The 20,345-nt window shown below is 31.6% G+C and carries 15 protein-coding genes; 7 read left to right on the top strand and 8 right to left on the bottom strand.

The window, feature by feature from the left end:
• Nucleotides 1-13: 13 nt before the first annotated feature.
• Nucleotides 14-1,927 (bottom strand): DNA helicase RecQ, encoded by a 1,914-nt coding sequence (recQ, locus tag IAA47_06540; protein MBU3842619.1) that lies wholly within the window; start codon nt 1,925-1,927, stop codon nt 14-16.
• Nucleotides 1,928-1,944: 17 nt separating this feature from the next.
• The gene (locus IAA47_06535) at nt 1,945-4,215 is read right to left on the bottom strand and encodes an adenosylcobalamin-dependent ribonucleoside-diphosphate reductase (GenBank protein ID MBU3842618.1); all 2,271 of its coding nucleotides are present in this window, start codon (nt 4,213-4,215) and stop codon (nt 1,945-1,947) included.
• 182 nt (nt 4,216-4,397) lie between these two features.
• Between IAA47_06535 and mnmH the strand changes: the two genes are divergently transcribed.
• On the top strand, nt 4,398-5,453 hold the full coding sequence (mnmH, locus tag IAA47_06530; GenBank protein ID MBU3842617.1) for a tRNA 2-selenouridine(34) synthase MnmH: 1,056 nt from the start codon (nt 4,398-4,400) through the stop codon (nt 5,451-5,453).
• Nucleotides 5,454-5,526: 73 nt separating this feature from the next.
• Here mnmH and IAA47_06525 read toward each other — a convergent pair whose 3' ends face one another.
• The 6 genes from IAA47_06525 to IAA47_06500 are packed head-to-tail and all read right to left on the bottom strand — an operon-like array spanning nt 5,527 to nt 14,326.
• Nucleotides 5,527-7,005, bottom strand: coding sequence for an ABC transporter substrate-binding protein (locus IAA47_06525; protein MBU3842616.1), 1,479 nt, complete (start codon nt 7,003-7,005; stop codon nt 5,527-5,529).
• Nucleotides 7,006-7,024: 19 nt separating this feature from the next.
• On the bottom strand, nt 7,025-8,548 hold the full coding sequence (locus IAA47_06520; GenBank protein MBU3842615.1) for a hypothetical protein: 1,524 nt from the start codon (nt 8,546-8,548) through the stop codon (nt 7,025-7,027).
• 12 nt (nt 8,549-8,560) lie between these two features.
• Entirely contained in the window at nt 8,561-9,280 is a 720-nt protein-coding gene (locus tag IAA47_06515; protein ID MBU3842614.1) for a diacylglycerol kinase, read from the bottom strand.
• 6 nt (nt 9,281-9,286) lie between these two features.
• Nucleotides 9,287-9,754 (bottom strand): rRNA maturation RNase YbeY, encoded by a 468-nt coding sequence (gene ybeY / locus IAA47_06510; protein ID MBU3842613.1) that lies wholly within the window; start codon nt 9,752-9,754, stop codon nt 9,287-9,289.
• Nucleotides 9,755-9,778: 24 nt separating this feature from the next.
• Nucleotides 9,779-11,851: an HDIG domain-containing protein gene (locus tag IAA47_06505; GenBank protein ID MBU3842612.1), complete on the bottom strand. Its 2,073-nt coding sequence runs from the start codon at nt 11,849-11,851 to the stop codon at nt 9,779-9,781.
• A 3-nt stretch (nt 11,852-11,854) separates the two neighbouring features.
• On the bottom strand, nt 11,855-14,326 hold the full coding sequence (locus tag IAA47_06500; protein ID MBU3842611.1) for a DEAD/DEAH box helicase: 2,472 nt from the start codon (nt 14,324-14,326) through the stop codon (nt 11,855-11,857).
• A gap of 343 nt (nt 14,327-14,669) precedes the next feature.
• On the opposite strand from IAA47_06500, the gene rpsT reads away from it, so the two are divergent.
• From rpsT to IAA47_06470, 6 genes are all read left to right on the top strand, one after another.
• Nucleotides 14,670-14,930, top strand: coding sequence for a 30S ribosomal protein S20 (rpsT, locus tag IAA47_06495; protein ID MBU3842610.1), 261 nt, complete (start codon nt 14,670-14,672; stop codon nt 14,928-14,930).
• Between the two features lie 67 nt (nt 14,931-14,997).
• The gene (locus tag IAA47_06490; GenBank protein MBU3842609.1) at nt 14,998-15,501 is read left to right on the top strand and encodes an HAD-IIIA family hydrolase; all 504 of its coding nucleotides are present in this window, start codon (nt 14,998-15,000) and stop codon (nt 15,499-15,501) included.
• A 159-nt stretch (nt 15,502-15,660) separates the two neighbouring features.
• Complete coding sequence (locus IAA47_06485) at nt 15,661-15,864, top strand: glutaredoxin family protein (protein MBU3842608.1); 204 nt, start codon at nt 15,661-15,663, stop codon at nt 15,862-15,864.
• The gene (locus tag IAA47_06480; protein ID MBU3842607.1) at nt 15,864-18,110 is read left to right on the top strand and encodes a ribonucleoside-diphosphate reductase subunit alpha; all 2,247 of its coding nucleotides are present in this window, start codon (nt 15,864-15,866) and stop codon (nt 18,108-18,110) included. Before IAA47_06485 ends, IAA47_06480 begins: the two co-directional genes overlap by 1 nt.
• On the top strand, nt 18,103-19,137 hold the full coding sequence (locus tag IAA47_06475; protein ID MBU3842606.1) for a ribonucleotide-diphosphate reductase subunit beta: 1,035 nt from the start codon (nt 18,103-18,105) through the stop codon (nt 19,135-19,137). Before IAA47_06480 ends, IAA47_06475 begins: the two co-directional genes overlap by 8 nt.
• Nucleotides 19,138-19,246: 109 nt before the next feature.
• Nucleotides 19,247-20,005: a YdcF family protein gene (locus IAA47_06470; protein MBU3842605.1), complete on the top strand. Its 759-nt coding sequence runs from the start codon at nt 19,247-19,249 to the stop codon at nt 20,003-20,005.
• The last annotated feature ends 340 nt before the right edge of the window (nt 20,006-20,345 follow it).

The raw sequence follows: 20,345 nt of genomic DNA, 5'->3' as shown, positions 1-20,345 counted from the left end.
TTTCACTTCCTCTCTATCTTATTAAAGTCTCATATAGTATCTCTTTTAAACTCTCTAACTCTATATTTAATCCCAATCTTTCTTTTAGTCTCTCAACTCTAATATCCTCTAACAACTCACATCTGTCACTTTCTATCTCAAGTCTCTTTATATCCTCATCATTATAACTATTGATAACCTTAAGAAAAGCCTCTCCATAACTTTTAAATTTTTGATTTCCTATCCCTCTAATCTTAAGCATCTCCCACCTATTTTTAGGTTTATACTCTGCCATCTCTAAAAGTGTCATATCTGAAAATACTATGTATGGGGCTACTCCCTCCGCCTTTGCTATCTCTCCTCTCAACTGATTCAAGCTCTCAAATAATGGGTCTTCAAAGTAATCAAAACTAATCTTTTCATCAACTCTTCTGAAAACTGATATCTCATTTTTTAGTACCCTTCTTGATCTATCATTAAACTTTAATACTGGAAAACTTCCAGCACTCTGTTCAAAATATCCTTCAGATATTAAGAAATTTACAAACTCCTCTATCCAAACAATATCCCTATCCTTCATTATTCCAAAAGTTGATAGCTTATTAAACTCCTTTCTATCCATCTTTGTGTCACTTCTACCATAGAGAATATTCACAAGGGTAGATATCCCTATGCTCTCCTTAGCTCTTCCAATACATGAGATTACCTTTTGAGCCTCTATTGTCAAATCCTCCACATTTTTAAGTGTTTTACAATTTCCACACTTACCACAGTAGTTTTTTATTCTCTTATCTCCAAAGTATTTTAGGATATACTCTCTGTAACAACTTTCAAGATAGGCATACTCTACCATAATATCTAATTTCTTTATCTTCTCTCTCTTTAACTCATCCTCAGTTTCCTCATTACTATCTATCAAAAAAGTTTGAGTACTTACATCCTCTTCAAAGAACATAAGTATAGCCTCTGCTGGAGCTCCATCTCTTCCAGCCCTTCCAGCCTCTTGATAGTAACTCTCCATATCCTTTGGTATATTTCTATGTATTACAAACCTTACATTTGATTTATCTATCCCCATACCAAAGGCATTCGTAGCTACCATTATTTTTATCTCATCATTGAGGAATTTTTCCTGATTTTCCTTTCTCTCCTCTTCACTCAAACCTGCATGATATTTACCTACCTCTATATCTCTTAATTTCAAATAAGCATATAGATTATCTACTTCTTTTCTTGTAGAAGCATAGATTATTCCAGATTTTCTTGGAGCTTTTTTTAGATAATCTACAATGTAAGCTTCTGGTACTACATTTTTTACCACTTTAAAAAATATATTCTCTCTATCAAATCCATGTACATAGACGAAGGGGTCTTTCAATGTAAGCTTCTCCTCAATATCTCTTCTTACATCCTTTGTGGCTGTAGCTGTCAAAGCTAATATCTGTACCCTCTGTCCTATCTTTTGCATAAAATTTGGTATCTCTAAATAGCTCTTTCTAAAATCATGCCCCCATTGAGATATACAGTGAGCCTCATCTACAGCTATCAATGAGATTTTAAACTTTTTTATAAACTCTACAAACTTATCATTAGCTAATCTCTCTGGGGCTACATAAACTATTTTTGCTTCCCCTCTCTGTATCTTTCTAATACTTGCTAAGTAATCTTCTTTAGAGAGTGTCGAGTTTATATATACACTCTTTACTCCAAGTAGTCTTAAGCTATCAACTTGGTCCTTCATCAAAGAGATAAGAGGTGATATTACTATCGTAATCCCTTTAAATAGAAGTGCTGGTACTTGATAACATATAGATTTTCCACCACCGGTACTCATTACACCGAGGGTATCCCTTTTACTTAGAACAGAATCTACTATTATCTCCTGCCCTCTTCTAAAATTCTCATATCCATATATCTCTTTTAAAAGTTTTCTCGCTTCTCTTATCATCTTTTTCCTTTCTACAACTATTCACACTTAGAGTAGCCACAGTTCCTACAAGTGTAACACCCACCAGTAATCTCCAGTTCTACTCCACACTCTGGACAGATTATCTTCTTACTCTCTGCCTCTTTCATCAACTTTTGTTCCTCTCTATCTTCTGCATCTATCTTCTGCATAGCCTCATTATGTTTATTAAGCCCCATATCCTTTTCAAACTTCTTTAAAACATTTAATATTGCCGATGGACATGTACTTCCCTGACTTACATCTAAATTCTTACTTCTTGCCACTGCAAATGATGTACAACCACTTACTCCATCTATAGCATCTTCAAGCATAAACAGATTTCCACCAAGTCTCAATATTCCAGACATATATATAGCCACAGCTTGTATATTTTTTTCACAACCACCTGTTCCACTTCTAATTACATATATATCTTGTATAGCTCTCTCACTTGGTGAGTATCCTATCATCACTTTCAACTTTCCACATCCAATTCTCATCTTGTTTGGATAGTAGATAGTATCTGGAGCTATTGGTTTTAACTCTCCTCTTGGTATACTCTCCATCTTACTTTTTAAAGCATCCTCTACATTTTTTTCCTTTTTATCCTCAACAGTCAGTATTCCCTCTCTATCACAACCAGCACGATATATTGTCATTCCCTTTAGACCATTTTTCCAACCTTCAATATATAGATGCTCCACCTCTTCTACTGAAACCTTATTCACTAAGTTTATTGTCGAAGAGATACTAGCATCTATTCTTTTTTGCCATACTCCCTGCATCTTTATTCTCTCATATGGATTTAAATTTTGAGCTGTGACAAAGTACTCTGGTAGTTCCTCCTCTGATTCCAATCCATTCTCTTCCATATATTTTTTAGCTATAGGTATGAAAACTTTATAGTAAACATCCTCCCCATGTAAGCTCTCTGTCTTTCTTGTAAATGAGAAGGCAAAGTTAGGCTCTATCCCTGTACTTATCTCCAACATAGTTCCTATTGAACCAGTTGGTGCTATAGTTAGAAGTTGAGAGTTTCTAAGTCCATATTTTTTTATCAACTCGATAGTCTCTTCGCTAGCATTTTCCAATAAAAATGGAGATTTCAATATCTTCTCCTCTCTATATCTTAGAAAAGCTCCACTCTCCTTTGCTAAGATAGCACTTGCTCTTAAAGCTGTATCCACTATGGTTTTAGCCACTCTATCACAAAATTCCAAAGATTCCTGTGAGCCATACTTAATTCCTAACTTTATCAATAAATCCCCTACACCTAAAACTCCAAGTCCTATCTGTCTCCACTCTTTTACAGATTCTCTTTGCTCCTCTAGTGGATGAAGAGGTAATCCCTCATCTAACACATCATTTAAAGCCTTTACAGATTTTTTTACTGCCAATTTTAATTTTTCAAAATCAAAACCATTTTCTCCCACAAAACTAGGTAAGATTAGAGAACCTAAAAGACAACTTCCTCCAGCTGGTAATGGTTCCTCTGCACATGGATTTGTTCCAGCATACTGAAAATCCTCATCTTCACTTAAAAGATTCCAATTTGAAATTCTATCCCAGAAAAGTATTCCCGGCTCAGCAAACCTCCAGTTTTGAACAGCTAGCTCCTTAAATAATCTCTTAGCATCTATACTCTTTTTTATAATCTCTCCAGTATCTTTTACCTCAAATACTGTCTCATAATTTTTACCTTCAACTACAGCCCTCATAAATTTTTCATCTACTCTAACTGAGATATTAGCTTTCTGTACCTTCGTTAAATCTGATTTTATCTTGATGAACTCCTCTACATCTGGATGATTTGCATCTATAGATATCATTAAGGCTCCTCTTCTTCCCTTTTGTCCAATTATATCCGTTGTCATATTGTATAGGTCCATAAAAGATATTGAACCAGTTGTATGTTTAGCTGAGTTGTTTACCTCTGCTCCCTTCGGACGTAATTTTGAAATATCAACTCCACATCCTCCACCATAGGAATAAGTTCTTGCTAATTTTTTAGCTGTATCAAATATTGACTCTAGATTATCTTCTGGAGGAGTTACTACATAGCAATTACTATATGTTATCTTTCTTCCAAGTTTTGCAAGTCCTCTATTTGAAAGAATTCTTCCTGCAAATATAAACTCTTTATTCACAATCATCTCTCTTAGTTCACTATCTCCACCAGATACTCTATTTAGCCAAGTTTCAAAATTCTCTCCATCATATTTATATTTCTTCTTCCAAATATCAAGTCCAAGTTTATTATCTTTTCCAAGCCACTCTCTTATATCCATTTTATTACCCCCAACACTGTTATATGTATTTATTATAACACTTTCTTTTTACTTTTTCACTCTCTTATAGAAAATATTATCCTAATCTTTTTCTCACTTTATTTTTATTTTAATTATTTAAATATCTTTTAATATATGATATAATATACATTAAATTACTAAAAAAATAAGGAGAAACCAAGATGAAAACAATAAGTTTTGAAGAGTTTTTACTAGAGGAAAATGCTGTATTGATAGATGTTAGAACGCCAAAGGAGTTTTTATTAGAAAAAATACCTAACTCTGTAAATGTTCCTGTACTACTTGATGAAGAGAGAGTTATTGTTGGTACTACCTATGTTCAAGTGTCAAAGGAGCTCGCTAAGAAAAAGGGAGTTGAGTTTATATCTAAAAGATTACCAGAGATTTTTGAACAGATACAAGAGCTTTCAAAAAAATACTCTAAACTTATTTTTATGTGTGCCCGTGGTGGTATGAGAAGCTCATCTATGACATCTCTATTTGCTAGTCTTGGTTATAAGGTTGCAAAACTTGAAGGTGGATATAAAGCTTATAGAGAATTTATTAATCAAATTATACCTAAAGCTAATGAAGGGTTTAAATATATTGTAGTGCATGGAAGAACTGGAGTAGGTAAAACAAAAGTTTTAAATAAGATGGCTGAACTTGGAGTTTCTGTAATGGACCTTGAGAAGATGGCTGCACATAAAGGATCTTTTTTTGGTGCTTTAGGTGAGAAGTTACCTCAAAGTCAAAAGAGATTTGATGGAGAAATTTTTGAATTTTTGAGAACTTGTAAAACTAAGTATATAGTTGTAGAAAGTGAAAGCAAGAGAATTGGAAATTTATATGTTCCAGAGCCAATATATGAAGCTATGACTAATGGAATACATATTTTTATTGATACCTCTATTACTAATAGATTGGATATTTTAATGGAGGACTATACCCATGTTCCAAGTGATGAGATTGAAGAGTGTATTAAAAAAGTTGCCCGTTATGTTTCTAAAGAAAAAACTAATAACTATCTTAGACTTTTAAACGAGGGAAAATTAAGAGAACTTGGAGAGATTTTAATTGAACAATACTATGACCCTCTTTATGAGGTAAGTATTGATAAGCACGAGTTTGATTTTTCTCTAACTTATGAAGATATGGATAGCTGTGCTAAAGAACTTGCTGATTACTTCTTTAAACTTGAAGAAGAGATTTCTTCCTCTTCAAATATTGAACTTTAAAATAGAATAGATAAAAACCTATTAATTAATAACCCAGCTATCTAAATAGCTGGGCTATTAACTTTCTGGTACTTTATTTTAAAGTTATATTTTTTAATATGTGATTTCCATTTGGATTAAATACAAATCCCTCTACATTTTTTTGCAGACCTATCACATAGTTTTTATATGCAATTGGAAGAAGTGGAACCTCTTCAAATACTATATCCTGAACCTCTCTATACTGTTCCTTTCTCTCATCAATATTTGAAGTAGCTCTTGCTCCATCAAGTAAATTATCAACCTTTACATTACTATAAAAACTTCTATTTCCTATAGGACCTCTTGAGCTAGAGTGAAGTAGTGGATAGTAACCATAGTCGGCATCTCCAGTACTTACATACCATAGTCCTATCAGTACATCATGCTCTCCTCTTCCTGTATATTGTAAGAAAGTTGATACCTCAGCTACTATTATCTCAGCCTCTACTCCAACCTCTTTTAAATTTGCTTGGATTATTTGAGCCATCTGTTGTCTTGAAGGTTCATCATATATCCAAAGTTTTAACTTTAAATTCTCTGCTCCTGCCTCTTTCAAAAGCTCTCTTGCTTTTTCAGGATTATACTCTCTTCTTTTCCCCTCTTTACTATATCCAAATACATTTGGTGATAGTATTGAATTTGGTACAACTCCATAACCTTCATATACAGCTTTTATTATCGAGTCTTTATCTATAGCATAATCCAATGCTTGTCTAACTCTTTTATCCTTTAATCTCTCTATATTAATTGTTAAAAAGTCACTTCCTAAAGATGGTCTATTTATAACTCTTAAATCTGGTTTCTTCTCTATTCCTTTTATATCATTTGCAGATATATCATAAGCTATATCTATCTCCTTAGTTTCTAGAGCTATCAATCTATTTGAGCTCTCTGGAATTGTTTGGAATACTATCTCTTCAACTTTTGGAGCCCCTTCAAAATAATTGTTAAATCTCTCTAAGGTAATTTTCTCTGCTATTTTCCAATCCTTTATCTTATAAGCTCCAGTCCCAACTAAATTTATACCACTCTCATTTTCCTCTATCTCCTTAACCACTCCAGTAGAGGAATGAGCAAGATTATGTAATAGTATGAATGGTGAATTTTTTTGTATAATCTTTAAGCTATAATCATCTAAAATATCTATTCTTTCAATAGATTCAACTAATACCTTTGAAACTGGTATTCTTAAGTTTCTCTCTAAACTCTTTTTTACATCTAAAGCCTTCATCTCGCTACCATCATGGAATAAGATACCCTTTTTTAATTGAAGAGTGATGGACTTATCCTCTCCTATACTATATTTTTCAACTAACTCCGATGCAACATCCCCATTTTCATCCAGTGAAAAAAGGTTATTATATATCTGTTTGGTAACTGCTAAAGTTGAACTATCTGTATTTCTCTGTGGGTCAAAGGAACGGGGTTTATTTGCCAATGCAACTTTTAAAACCTCTTTAGGTTTAACTACTTCCTCTTTCTGTCCACAAGCTGTAAGAATTAATAAAATTATTCCAAATAAATATCTCATCTTCTTTCTTTGCTCTCTCCTATTCTAAAAATATAAATATATCAAAAATATCCAAATTTTTGTATGGACTTGGAAGTTTTTTCTTTATCTTTTCCCATAAAATTTGAAATCTACTTCTGTCCATTGATTTTATCTGTTTAATTAATTGTGGTTTATATAGAATGTTTACTCCACTGCTATTTAAACCACTTAAAATATCCCTTTTTATCTCTTCAAAATTTTTATCATCAATCTCTACTAATGAGTAGTAATTTGCCAGTAATCCTCTCTCCAAACAATACTCCATCGTGAAAAGTTTTCTTATTGAACTAGCCATAAAATCATCATTTAAACGTAATGAAAAGTTACCTCTATCCTCTCCTGAATTTATTATAAAAGGTAGAAATACATCTTCAAAATGATGGTCCTGAATAGATTTAGTAAAAATTTTAAAGTTATTGAAGAATGAGCTTTTTACTCCATTCCCTTTTTTAAAATTCTCATCTACACAGTAGGAAGCTCCCAAATGCTTAAATAAAGAAAAAGTTAAATCTTGAGAGTGTCCAAAATTAAAGATATACTCCTCATATACCTTATTATCTTTTACCTTATTTATAAATTTTTGAGCCTTCTCTAATAGCTCACCCATATTTTTCAATTGGAATATCTTATCAAAAAAGTTTTGCTCTAAAATCAGGCTCTTTCTTCTTGGAAGTGGAAGTTTCATTATACATTTTTCTAAATTTGTTGTCTTTAGAAGTTGTTTCATAAAATTTTCATCAATGTCAAAGAAAACTATATCTCCCTTTCCTACTGCTGTTGTCCTTGTATCTTTAATAGCCTTTATCTTCTTTAACTCCCTTGATAAAAACTCTAAATACGGCTGTTGAAAAGGGGTAAATATCTCCCTTTCCCTATCAGTTAGATCAGTTTGCTCTTTAAGAATTTTATCAAGATTTATATAGTCTAAGATTGAAACTATTCCATCTCTATTTATTCCAACAGCATTCCAAGTATAGGTATATGGGATAATATTTAAATTTTTATCCACAGAGAGTGCCACATACTGAGCTATTCCTCCTCCTAAAGAGTGCCCAGTCAAAGTTATATTCTTATGTGGTATCTTATGATTATTTACAAGTTCATAATATACCTCTACCCCTTCATAAAATTGAAGTGGTATCTTTCCTAGTCCAATAGCTAAATCTGTCTCTATAAAATCCTTATAAGCATCCTCTATAGGAAATTTTTCACTTCCCCTATAGGCTATTACATATTCATCTCCTTTTTTAAAAACAATAGAGTAAAATCCAGAACCCTCTTTTCCTGAAATATGTGCTGTTCTATTATCCACATAATAGATTTTCCAATTTTCTAAAATATCCCCATAATATCCCCAAAATATATCTCTATTTTCTGGAAACAGAATATCAAAATTAGCTGTAATAAGAGTGCTATTTTTAGGATTTTTAAATATTTCCTTTAAATTTTTATTATACTCATTCTCTCTAAAATTGCAATAGGATAAAACACTTAAAAGTATATACTCTCTAACTGTAATCATCTTGTCCCTCCCTTATAGTGCAACTAGAACTAAAATTAGGTAAGTTACTGCCCAACCTAAAAAAGCCCCTATTATAGTTTCAAAAAAAGTATGTATTTTTCCCTCTATTCTTGAATGAATAACTAAAATTGTAAGAATTAAAGCAAGAAAAAATACCTTCGGATTGTTTGTAAGAGAGGTAATCAAGGTTAATATAGATGTGGCTAATGCACTATGTCCACTCGGAAATCCTCCCCTTAAAGCTGTTCCTTTCCCTGTTATAGCTTTTATACAGATAACAATTATTACAATTAAAACAAAAATAGAAAGGACAGTGTGTTGATATGAATTTTTCAAAATAAAAAATACTCCTCTTAAATTAAAAACTATCTTCTTCTCGAAAACTATATATCCAACAAACAAAGCATTTAGAGCAGCTATTAATACTGCTCCTGCCGCTATATCCTTTGCTCTTTTTGCCAAGGGATGATACTTATCTGTAACCATATCAACACAGCTCTCTATAGCTGTATTAATAAGTTCAGCTATCCATATGAGAGATACACTTATAAATATTGCCAAAGTTTCATACTTTCCAATATCTAAAAATAGTGAAAAAATAAAGATTACAATAGTACAGAAACAATGAAACTTCATATGTTTCTCTGTACGAATAGTTTCAAATATCCCTTCAAAAGCTACATTAAATTTTTCAGTAATTCCAGTATTTTTCCATTTATTTCTCTCTTCCATAAAATATCACATCTCTCTTGTATAACCAAAGCTACCTAATATCTCTTCCTCTTTTGCTCTCATCTCTTTTCTTTCCTCTTCCTCTATGTGGTCATATCCTAATAGATGTAAAACTCCATGAGTTAGAACATAGAAAAGCTCTCTTTTTGGTGAATGATTATACTCTTTTGCTTGCTCTACTACTCTTTCTAATGAGATAACTATATCTCCTAAAGTATCATACGGTCCTATGTCAAAATCCTCTGTTTCATGATAAGCAAATGATATTACATCTGTTGGTTGATCCTTATCTCTATACTCCCTATTTATCACTTGTATCTCATCATTTCCTGTAAAAAGTAGTGATACATACACTGGAGCTTTGCTATCATACTCCTTTTCAAGTACCTTCTCTACATACCCTCTTATCTCCTCTTCATTTACTAAATCGTCAAATCCTTCTATCTCTAAAGACATATCTAATACTAAATCCATACTCTTTATCTCTCCTTATTTATCTTATTTTTGTCCTGGATATTTTATTCTCACATGGTGAATACTAACAAGTGTTTTTACAAATGTTTTTATTATTATCTCTATCTCTTTAAATGTTAAATTTGCCTCTGAAAGTTGGTTATCCTCTATCTTACCACTGATAATTTTTCTTATCATTCCCTCCATAGCCACAGGTGATTTCTCATCTAAAGATCTGATAGCCGCCTCTATAGAGTCAGCTAACATTATAATAGCTGATTCCTTTGTCTTTGGTTTAGGGCCGCTGTATCTAAAATCCTCTTTCTCAACTGTTGGATCTAATTTTTTAGCAGCATTATAGAAATATGCTAGGAATGTCGTTCCCTGATGTTCATACATTATATCTCTTATCTCTTTTGGTATCTGATACTCTTTTGCTAATTCAGCTCCATCTTTTGTATGTGCTGTAATAATTAACGTACTCATAAATGGAGATATCTTATTATGTGGGTTCTCTCCATTTTGCTGATTTTCTACATAGAATTTTGGACGTTTTGTCTTTCCTAAATCATGGTAATATGAAGCTACTCTACAAAATACTGCGTTAGCCCCTATAGCTGTAGCCGCATTTTCTGAAAGAGTTGCCACCATCACAGAGTGTTGGAAAGTTCCTGGTGCCTCTACAGAAATTTTCTTTAGAAGTGGGTGTGATAAGTCCCCTAACTCTAATAATCTAAATATTGTTAATATATTAAATGTCTTTTCAAAATAAGGCAGAAAAGCTATAGTTAACATTCCAGATATAAGACCTGATATCAATATATAACTTGAAGTAATTGCTGTAGTAAAACTTCCTATCTCTGAGAAATAAGAGAATAGTAGATATGTTACTACCTTTAGTACTGATAGCTGTATTCCTGCTGCTATTATTCCAGATCTTGTTGTTATCTTAGAAACTATATGGGCAGCAAAAGCCATAGCTATAAAGTACATTGTAAAAAATTTCAAATCATAGTTCAATATAGGCATCAAATAAAATAAAACAAATGAAAATAATGGTATAGCATAATTTTTTCCTACCAATAGTATCAATAGGAAAAAAGCTGTATCCGCTGGTATCAGATACATCAAATCATTATTGAATACCCTAAAGGCAAGAAGTGTTCCTGCCACTATTAGAAGTGATGACCTATAATAGTTTTTATTAAGAATCTCTTTCTTATGATTATTAAAAAATAATATATAAAAAAGTGAAGATATTATTCCTAAATATATTATATTTGCAAATATTAGGGCGAAACTTGTTTTGTATGAATATACCCCACAAGCCTCTAATATCTTAATTCTTCTCTCATTCAAAATTTCTCCTGTTTTAGCTATTAATGTTCCAGCTTTTATCTCTACATACTGATCTTTAATTTGAGAAACTTTTTCCTGAATATTCTTCTTTGTCTTTACTTCGTCATAAACATAGTTTGGAGAGGTAAATATATCAGCAATAGCTTTCTCTAAATTTGAGAGCTTATCATATTTTGCCTTTGTATCTCCTCTATAAAATATTATATTTTTTTCCTGTACAATTCCCTCTTTATAAGCATATTCTAAAAAGTGTTCAACCTTATTTTCCACTTTCTTTATCTCTTCTATTTTTAAACTAAGAAGCTCATGTATTAGTGAATTAGGAATTCTTTTATTAGTATTTCTTTCAATTGAGTTATCCTCTACAGTAGTTAGCTTATTATTTTTACTAGTATAGATATTTGAAAAAAAGTCTTTAAAATACTCCAAATAAACTTTCTCAGCATCTGCCGAATAGATATACTCCTTACCAGACTCCCTTATCATATCCTCTATTATCTTCTCTTTTGCACTTTGGTCTTTAAAGATGATAGTATTTGGAGCATATATATCAGCCCTTACAATATCCCCTACCTTGTAGTTATACTGATTGGATATAAGAGATATCTTTGATGAGAAAGCTATTATACTTAGAATTAAGATTATATAGATTAGTTTCTCTCTCAAAGAGTAATCCTTTGAATAAATATTTTCATCACTATATTTATTTCTCTTTATCTCAAACTGAAGTTTTAATCCAAAGAGATTTATAGTCTTCATTTCTTAATTTCCTCCTCTAGAATTTTTAGAGATATCTTTTAATATCTCACTTCTACTTAATATATTTATATTTTTTGTAGGTATTGAGTCTAAAAAATACCTTCCATATTTTTTAGTGATTACCCTATTGTCTAAAATTGTTATTGTCCCAGAATCACTTTTACTTCTGATAAGACGTCCTATCCCTTGCTTAAACTTTATAACTGCCTCTGGTATCTGATACTCGGTAAATGAATTTTTTCCCTGAGCAGTTATATGCTCTATTATTGCCTCTGTTACAGGGTCACTAGGTACTTTAAAAGGTAGCTTTATCAAAATTACATTACTAAGTTGATGCCCCTTTATATCTACACCTTCCCAGAAAGAATCCGTTCCAAATAAAACGGGATTTTTTCCATTGATATACAAATTTACTAACTGACTACGTGGAGCCATTCCATGAATAAATAACTCTATCCCATTAGCCTCTAAATCATCCTTTATCATATAGTAAACATAGTTTAAAGTCTGATATGAAGTAAAAAGTACAAAGGTTTTTCCCTTAGATACTATAAGTTGAGTCTTTAGGTATTCAGATATCTCATCTATAAAGTTTTTATCTGATGGATTAGGAATATCATTTGGAAGATATACCTTCATCTGCTTATCATAATTAAATGGAGAGTGAATAACCTTATCTAAGGTATTTTTATCCAATCCAATCGACTCTTTAAAATATGAAAAATCATTTCCTATAGCTATTGTAGCTGAGGTAAATATTATCTGCTTTAAGTTTAAATAGAGATTTTTTTGTAACTCCCCATCTATTTTTAACGGTGTAGCTACAAGTTTAGAGTTTCCCTTTCTACTATTTACCTCTATCCAGTAGATAAACTCCTCATCTTCAAAATCATTTATAAATCTAAAGTTGTTGATAAAGCCATCTAATCTATCAATATATCTTGAAAAATCATTTATATGTCCAGCTCTATCCTCTTCATCCTTTAGGTCCTTTATTAACTCTCTTACCTTTCTGCTGTATGAGTTATATTCACTTAAAAATCTATCTCTAAACTCATTTAAACTATTTAAAAATGGAGAGTTTTCCATCTCCTCTTTTTTAGCTCTAAAGGTAAAAGTTCCCATCTCTCCTCGTGAGAATACCTCTATAATATGGTTAAAATACTCTCTTCCAGCTATATAAAGAGACTTATGTTTTAACTTTATTTCCTCTATCTCACGCTCAAGTATTCCTCTACTATCTATCTCTTCACTCTTTATATGCTTCAATACAGCATCTAAAGCTCCAGTATTTTTCTTCTTTCCCTCTGTTACAAAGATTTGGTTCATAGTCTTAGTAAAACTATATTTTGAAGCCTCATATGAGAAGTAATCTCTAGCCACTTTCTCTATATTGTGAGCCTCATCAAACACAACCAACCCATACTCTGGCAAAATTGAATACTCGGTATTAAAACCAATCTCCTTTCTGATTGCTAAATCAGAAAAATACATATGATGGTTAGTAATTAAAATATCCGCTTTTTTCTTTTCTTCTCTCGATTTTAGAAAAAAGCACTCATTCTTGTATGGACACTTATTTCCAGAGCACATATCCGTTTCACTCTGAAAAAGCTCCCAGATACTGTTATCTGCTTCAAAGGAAAGCTCAGCCTTATCCCCAGTCTCTGTATGATTTCCCCATTTTATAATCTCAGCAAATTGATTTTTTTGAGTGGTTGAGAAATCCTCTAATATAGAGCTATCTCCAAGTGCTAAGTTATGATATTTTCTATTACAAAGATAGTTTCCTCTCCCCTTTACTAAAATATACTTGAAATCTCCCTGTATAACTCTTTTAGCTATTGGAATATCTTTATTCAACAGCTGTTCCTGAAGATTTATAGTGTTAGTCGAAATTACCACTCTCTTTTTATTCTTTATTGCCCACTCTATACTTGGAATCAAATAAGCCAGTGTTTTTCCTGTTCCTGTTCCTGCCTCTACTATTACAGGAGTTTCACTATTCAATCCCTTCTCTATATGTGTTGCCATATGTAACTGCTCATCTCTATATTCAAACCCTTTAAAAGCTTGTGAAAGTAACCCAGTTTTTTCAAAATATGGTGCTATATCTATCTTTACATTCTCATCTTTAAAAAGTTCTACTATTATATATATATCACTTACATCATTATTTACTATATATGAAGCTCCATCCATTCTATTTGAATAAATAGAAGCTACCTCCACATCTGCATCTGATGGGTATAAAAAACCTGAGGGATGATTGTGTATAATTACCTCTCCCTTTCTCATTGCCTTTAGAATAGCAGGAACTGAATACTCATTTCCCCTAGCTAAAACTTGAACCTGTGTTACAACTCCATTCTCATCTGGAATCCCTCTAAAAAAAACTTCATTCCCATGAGCTTTTTTTATCTCTTCACACATAATTTCTCTAGCTTCTAAAGAGATTTTTTCCTTTACATCCATAATTACCCTTTCTTAAAAATTATAGTTTTCGATATTATATAATACATCTTTTTTTTTAAAATAGCAAGTTAGAAGTAGGTAATTTCTTTATCATTTTTCTCTCTATAACTTATACAATTATCAGCTTTTTATTTTTCTGTTTCAAAAAAGACTTTGATTTTTTTTTGAAAATATGTTAGAATAAATCTGGTCCATTGTACAAGAAAAGGTGTCTCTTTTGTAGCTTAACTTAAACAAATTAAAAAAAACTCTGTCAATTTGTAATTGACATTTTGTTTAAATTATGTTATCATCTTATGGAAAAAATAAAAAATTGTTTTTTAAAACTTAGGAGGTTTTTAATTTGGCACATTCAAGATCAGCTAAAAAGAGAGTATTAATAGCAGAAAGAAACAGAGAGAGAAATCAAGCAGTAAAATCTAGAGTTAAAACTATGGTTAAAAAAGTTTTAGCAGCTGTAGAGGTTAAAGAAGTAGAGGCAGCTAACGCAGCTCTATCAGTAGCTTACAAAGAGTTAGACAAAGCAGTTACTAAAGGAATAATCAAGAAAAACACAGCATCTAGAAAGAAAGCTAGATTAGCAGCTAAAGTAAACGCACTTTAATTTGTACTTCAAGGGTATCCAGTGGGATACCCTTTTTTCTTGTAAAAAATTTCTTAGGAGGAGAATTATGATAAAATTAATAGTACTTGATGTTGATGGTACTTTGACAGATGGAAGATTATATATGGATGATAAGGATAACTGTTTAAAAGCTTTCGATGTAAAAGATGGTTTTACTATCGTTCAATGGATTAAGTTAGGAGGAATTGTAGCTATTATCACTGGAAAGTCTTCTGAAATTGTTAGAAGGAGAAAAGAGGAGTTAGGTATACAGGAGTTGGCTCAAGGGGTGAGTAACAAAGTGGTTGAGCTAAACAAACTTCTTAAAAAATACTCTCTATCTTTAGATGAGGTAGCCTATATTGGTGATGATATAAATGATTTAGGAGTTATGAGGTTAGTTGGTTTTTCTGCTTGTCCTAAAGATGCCGTTCCTGAGGTTCTAGAAAGAGTAGATTATATCTCTAACAAAAATGGTGGTAGAGGAGCTGTAAGAGATATTTTTGAAAAAATTATGAAAGAGAATGGAATGTGGGAAAAAGTTCTAGATAGATACATAAATGAAAACTAAATAGTTTCTAAATTAGAAAAAATTGTACAACAATTGTCTAAATGTTATACTGGAGTTTTTTAATAAAAATACTTGAAAATTTCTATCTTTTATGCAATAATACTAGATGTAGTATTAAAATTAAAACAACTACAATATATGTAGTATTAGGAGGATATTATGATAAAAGTTTATGGTAAGGCTAATTGTAGTAAGTGCCAAACATTAAAAAATATTTTGGATGAGAAAAAAGTAAATTATGAATATATTGAAGATTTAAAAACTCTTATGATGGTAGCTAGCAAAGCTAGAATAATGTCAGCACCAATTGTAGAAAAGGATGAGGTTATTTACACTATGGAACAATTCTTAGAGGTTCTATAATGAAATTTGTAATAAATAGAGCTGGTATAAGAGAAGAGTTAGATATAAAAAAAATAAGAGAAAAACTGATTAAAGCCTGTGAAAATTTAGAAGTAAATATGGTGGAATTAGAGAGCCATATAGATGCTATCTATCAAGAAGGAATCACAACAAAAAAGATTCAAGAAGCCCTTATAACACAGGCTGTTAGTATGACTAGTTTTGAAGAGTCAGACTGGACATATGTTGCTGGTAGACTTCTTATGATGGAAACTGAGAGAGAGGTTTTCCATAAAAGAGGGTTCTCTTACGGAAATTTTTTAAAAACTGTAAGAGAGCTAGTTGAAAAGAATATATATGATAAAAGACTTGGAGAATACTCTGATGAAGAGATAGATGAACTAGGAAGATATATCTCCCCTGAAAGGGATATGTTGTATGATTATGCTGGAGCTAATATGTTAGTTAATAGATATCTTATAAAATATCTAGGTAATACCTATGAGTTACCTCAAGAGGTATTTATGTGTATAGCTATGTTACTGGCTAGCAATGAAAAAGATAGAGTAAGTATAGCTAAAAGATTTTATGATGCACTATCTCTTAAAAAGGTATCATTAGCTACACCAATACTTGCAAACCTAAGAATACCTAGAGGGAATCTGTCATCTTGCTTTATCACTGCTGTTGATGATAATATAGAATCTATCTTCTATAACATTGATACAATAGCTAAGATAAGTAAAAATGGTGGAGGAGTAGGAGTAAATATCTCTCGTATCAGAGCTAAAAACTCTATGGTAAATGGATATTATAACGCAAGTGGAGGAGTTGTTCCTTGGGTTAGAATAATAAATGATACAGCTGTTGCTGTTAACCAACAGGGAAGACGTGCTGGTGCTGTAACAATAGCTTTAGATACTTGGCATTTAGATATAGAAAAGTTCCTAGAGCTTCAAACAGAAAATGGAGACCAAAGAACAAAAGCTTACGATATCTATCCACAGGTAGTTGTATCTGACCTATTTATGAGAAAGGTTGAAAATGATGAGCTTTGGACTTTAGTTGACCCATATGAAGTGAGAATGAAGTATGGAGTTGAACTTTGTGAGCTATATGGAGTAGAGTTTGAAAAGATGTATTTCAAGCTTGAAGATGATGAAAATCTTACTTTAAAGAAGGTAATTAGAGCAAGAGAGCTATTTAAAGAGATTATGAAGGTTCAAATTGAAACTGGTATGCCATATATCTTCTTTAAAGATAGTGCTAATAGAATGAATCATAACCAACACATGGGAATGATAGGTAATGGAAATCTTTGTATGGAAAGTTTCTCTAACTTCTCTCCTAGTAAAAACTATAAAGAGGAAGCTATTGATGAAACTGGTATTAGAAAGGTAGATTTAGGTATAGTACACACTTGTAACTTAGTATCTATGAACTTAGCTGAAGTATCAAGAGAGGAGCTTGAAGAGATTACTAGTATAGCTGTAAGAATATTAGATAATACAATCGACTTAACTCAAACACCTATACTTGAATCTGATAGACACAACTCTTTATATAGAACAATAGGAGTAGGTACAATGGGACTTGCTGACTATATGGCTAGAGAGTTTATGATATATGAAGACTCTTTAGATGAGATAGATAAGCTTTATGAGGAGATAGCTCTTTATACACTTAAGGCTTCTGCTCTTTTAGCAAAGGATAGGGGAGCTTACTCATACTTTAAAGACTCTATGTGGGATAAAGGTATATTCTTCCAAAAAGATAGAGCTTGGTATGAACAAAACTCTGATTTTGCTGAAAAATGGAGTGAGGTATTTGATTTAGTTGCTCAGTATGGATTACGTAATGGTGAGCTTTCTGCTGTGGCACCTAATACTTCTACATCTCTACTTATGGGAGCTACTGCCTCTGTAAACCCCACTTTCTCTAGATTTTTTATAGAGAAAAACCAAAAGGGAGCTGTACCTAGAGTTGTAAAATATTTAAAGGACAGAGCTTGGTTCTATCCAGAGTTTAAAAATGTAGATTCTAAAGTCTATGTAAAGATGATGAGTAGAATAGGAAAATGGACTACTCAAGGGGTATCTATGGAGCTTCTATTTGACCTAAATAAAAATATCAAAGCCAAGGATATCTTTGAAACTTTCCTAACAGCTTGGAAAGAAGGGTGTAAGTCTGTTTACTATATCAGAACTATTCAGAAAAATACTAATATAACAAAGGATAAAGAGGAGTGTGAAAGTTGCAGTGGATAGAAAAAAACTTTTTAATCCATCTGGTATTGACTCACTTAATGAGAGAAAAATTATAAAGGGAAACAGTACAAACATATTCAATCTTAATAACGTTAAGTATGGTTGGGCTAACCACCTTTATAGAACTATGATGGGAAATTTCTGGATACCAGAAAAGATAGATCTAACTCAAGATAGAGTTGATTATAACAATCTTACCTCTTATGAGAAAGAAGCATATGATGGTATTCTATCTTTCTTAATATTCTTAGATAGTATTCAAACAAATAACATTCCAAATATCTCTGACTATATAACTGCTCCAGAGATAAACCTAATACTATCTATACAAACATTCCAAGAGGCTATACACTCACAATCTTATCAATATATAATAGAATCTATTCTTCCTAAGGAGACTAGAAACTATATCTACGACAAGTGGAGAGAGGATAAAATCCTTTTTGAAAGAAATAAGTATATAGCTGAAATATATCAAGATTTTCTAGATAATCCAGAGGATAAGAACTTTGCTAAGGTTATAATAGCTGACTATCTTCTTGAATCAATCTACTTCTACAATGGATTTAATTTCTTCTACCTATTAGCTAGTAGAAATAGAATGATGGGAACTTCTGATATAATAAGACTTATCAATAGAGATGAACTTTCTCACGTTGTAATATTCCAACAGATGATTAAAGAGATTAAGAATGAAAATGGTAATTTCTTTGATGAGAAAACTATCTATGAGATGTTCGAAAAAGCTGTAGAGCAAGAGATAACTTGGACAAACCACATCATAGGTGGAAATGTACTTGGTATTACTGAAAAAACTACAGAGGCTTATACTAAGTGGTTAGCAAACGAGAGATTAAAGGGAATAGGATTAAAACCTCTTTACCAAGGTTTTGATAAGAACCCTTACAAACACTTAGAAAGATTTGCTGATACTGAAGGAGAGGGAAATGTTAAAGCTAACTTCTTTGAAGGTACAGTTACTAGCTACAATATGAGTTCCTCTATTGAAGGTTGGGACGAGTTTTAACCCTGCTTGACTTTTTAAGAGTTTTCATATATAATTAAAATCATAAAATTTAAGAGCTACCGTAAAAGGTAGCTTTTTTTCTAAATAATAAAAATAATTGGGTGATTTTATGTTTTTACTAGAAAAAATTATATCTCTTACTTTGTTGTCTCCTCTACCTATAATTATTATTCTATTCCTTATAGGTGTAGGAAATCTTTTCAACAGAAGAAAGAAATCTGGGCTACTTTTAATAGTTATCTCTATATTTATGTATTGGGCTTCTACAGATGCCTTTATAGACAAAAAATTATACAATTTAGAAGCTGTATACTCGCCTATTACTGAAGATAACTTAAAAAGAGGTGAGGTATATGTCCTATTAGGTGGTGGAATAATCACTACAACTGTTGAAGGAAATATCCCTGGAATAATGCCCTCTGTGAGAATATTAAAAACTGCTGAGTACTATAAAAAATATCCTAAAAAAATATATATTTCTGGTGGAAGTCCACTACAAAATCAAGAGAGTGAAAGTTCTGTCTATGCTAGGGAGTTAATCTCTCTTGGAGTAAATCCCAATGATATAATTATTGAGGATAATAGTAAAAATACGAATGAAAACGCTCTATTTATAAAGGAAAAGTTAAATTCGGTTGAAAATAAAAATATTATCTTGATAACTTCTGCTTTTCATATGAAGAGAAGCGTTGCAATATTTCAAAAAAATATGCAGGAATTTGAAATCATTCCTGCACCTTGTAACTATTTAGCCTCTCAAGAAAAAGAGAACTTTTTTTACTATATACCTAAATACTATAACTTTATGAAGTTCCAACTTTGGATTTGGGAAAGTATAGGTAATATCTACTATAAGATTAAATATTAATAGTTACTCCTTTTAGTTGTTAATTTAATTAAAGGAAACTTTAAGAATTGTGTAATTTATGGAAAGAAGTTAGATTAACTTAGCGAAGTTGGACGCTGAAAAACACAACTGTTTGAACGAAGTGAGTTTTGTGTTTTTAGTCCAATAAGCTTTAGTTAATCAACTTCTTGAAATATGGAACAATTCTTAGTTTTCTTTCAAAATAAAAAGTAACTACTCAGGTCTATAATTAAAAAACTAAGACTTTCTTCAAAAAATTTGAAGAAGGTCTTTTTTTGTTGCCAAAAATATGATATACTATTTAAGTACTTTTTTGATTAGGAGGTGAACCATTATGAAA

The sequence above is a fragment of the Candidatus Fusobacterium pullicola genome, from assembly GCA_018883725.1.
Classification (GTDB): domain Bacteria; phylum Fusobacteriota; class Fusobacteriia; order Fusobacteriales; family Fusobacteriaceae; genus Fusobacterium_A; species Fusobacterium_A pullicola.
This window is presented reverse-complemented; position numbering and strand designations above follow the sequence as displayed.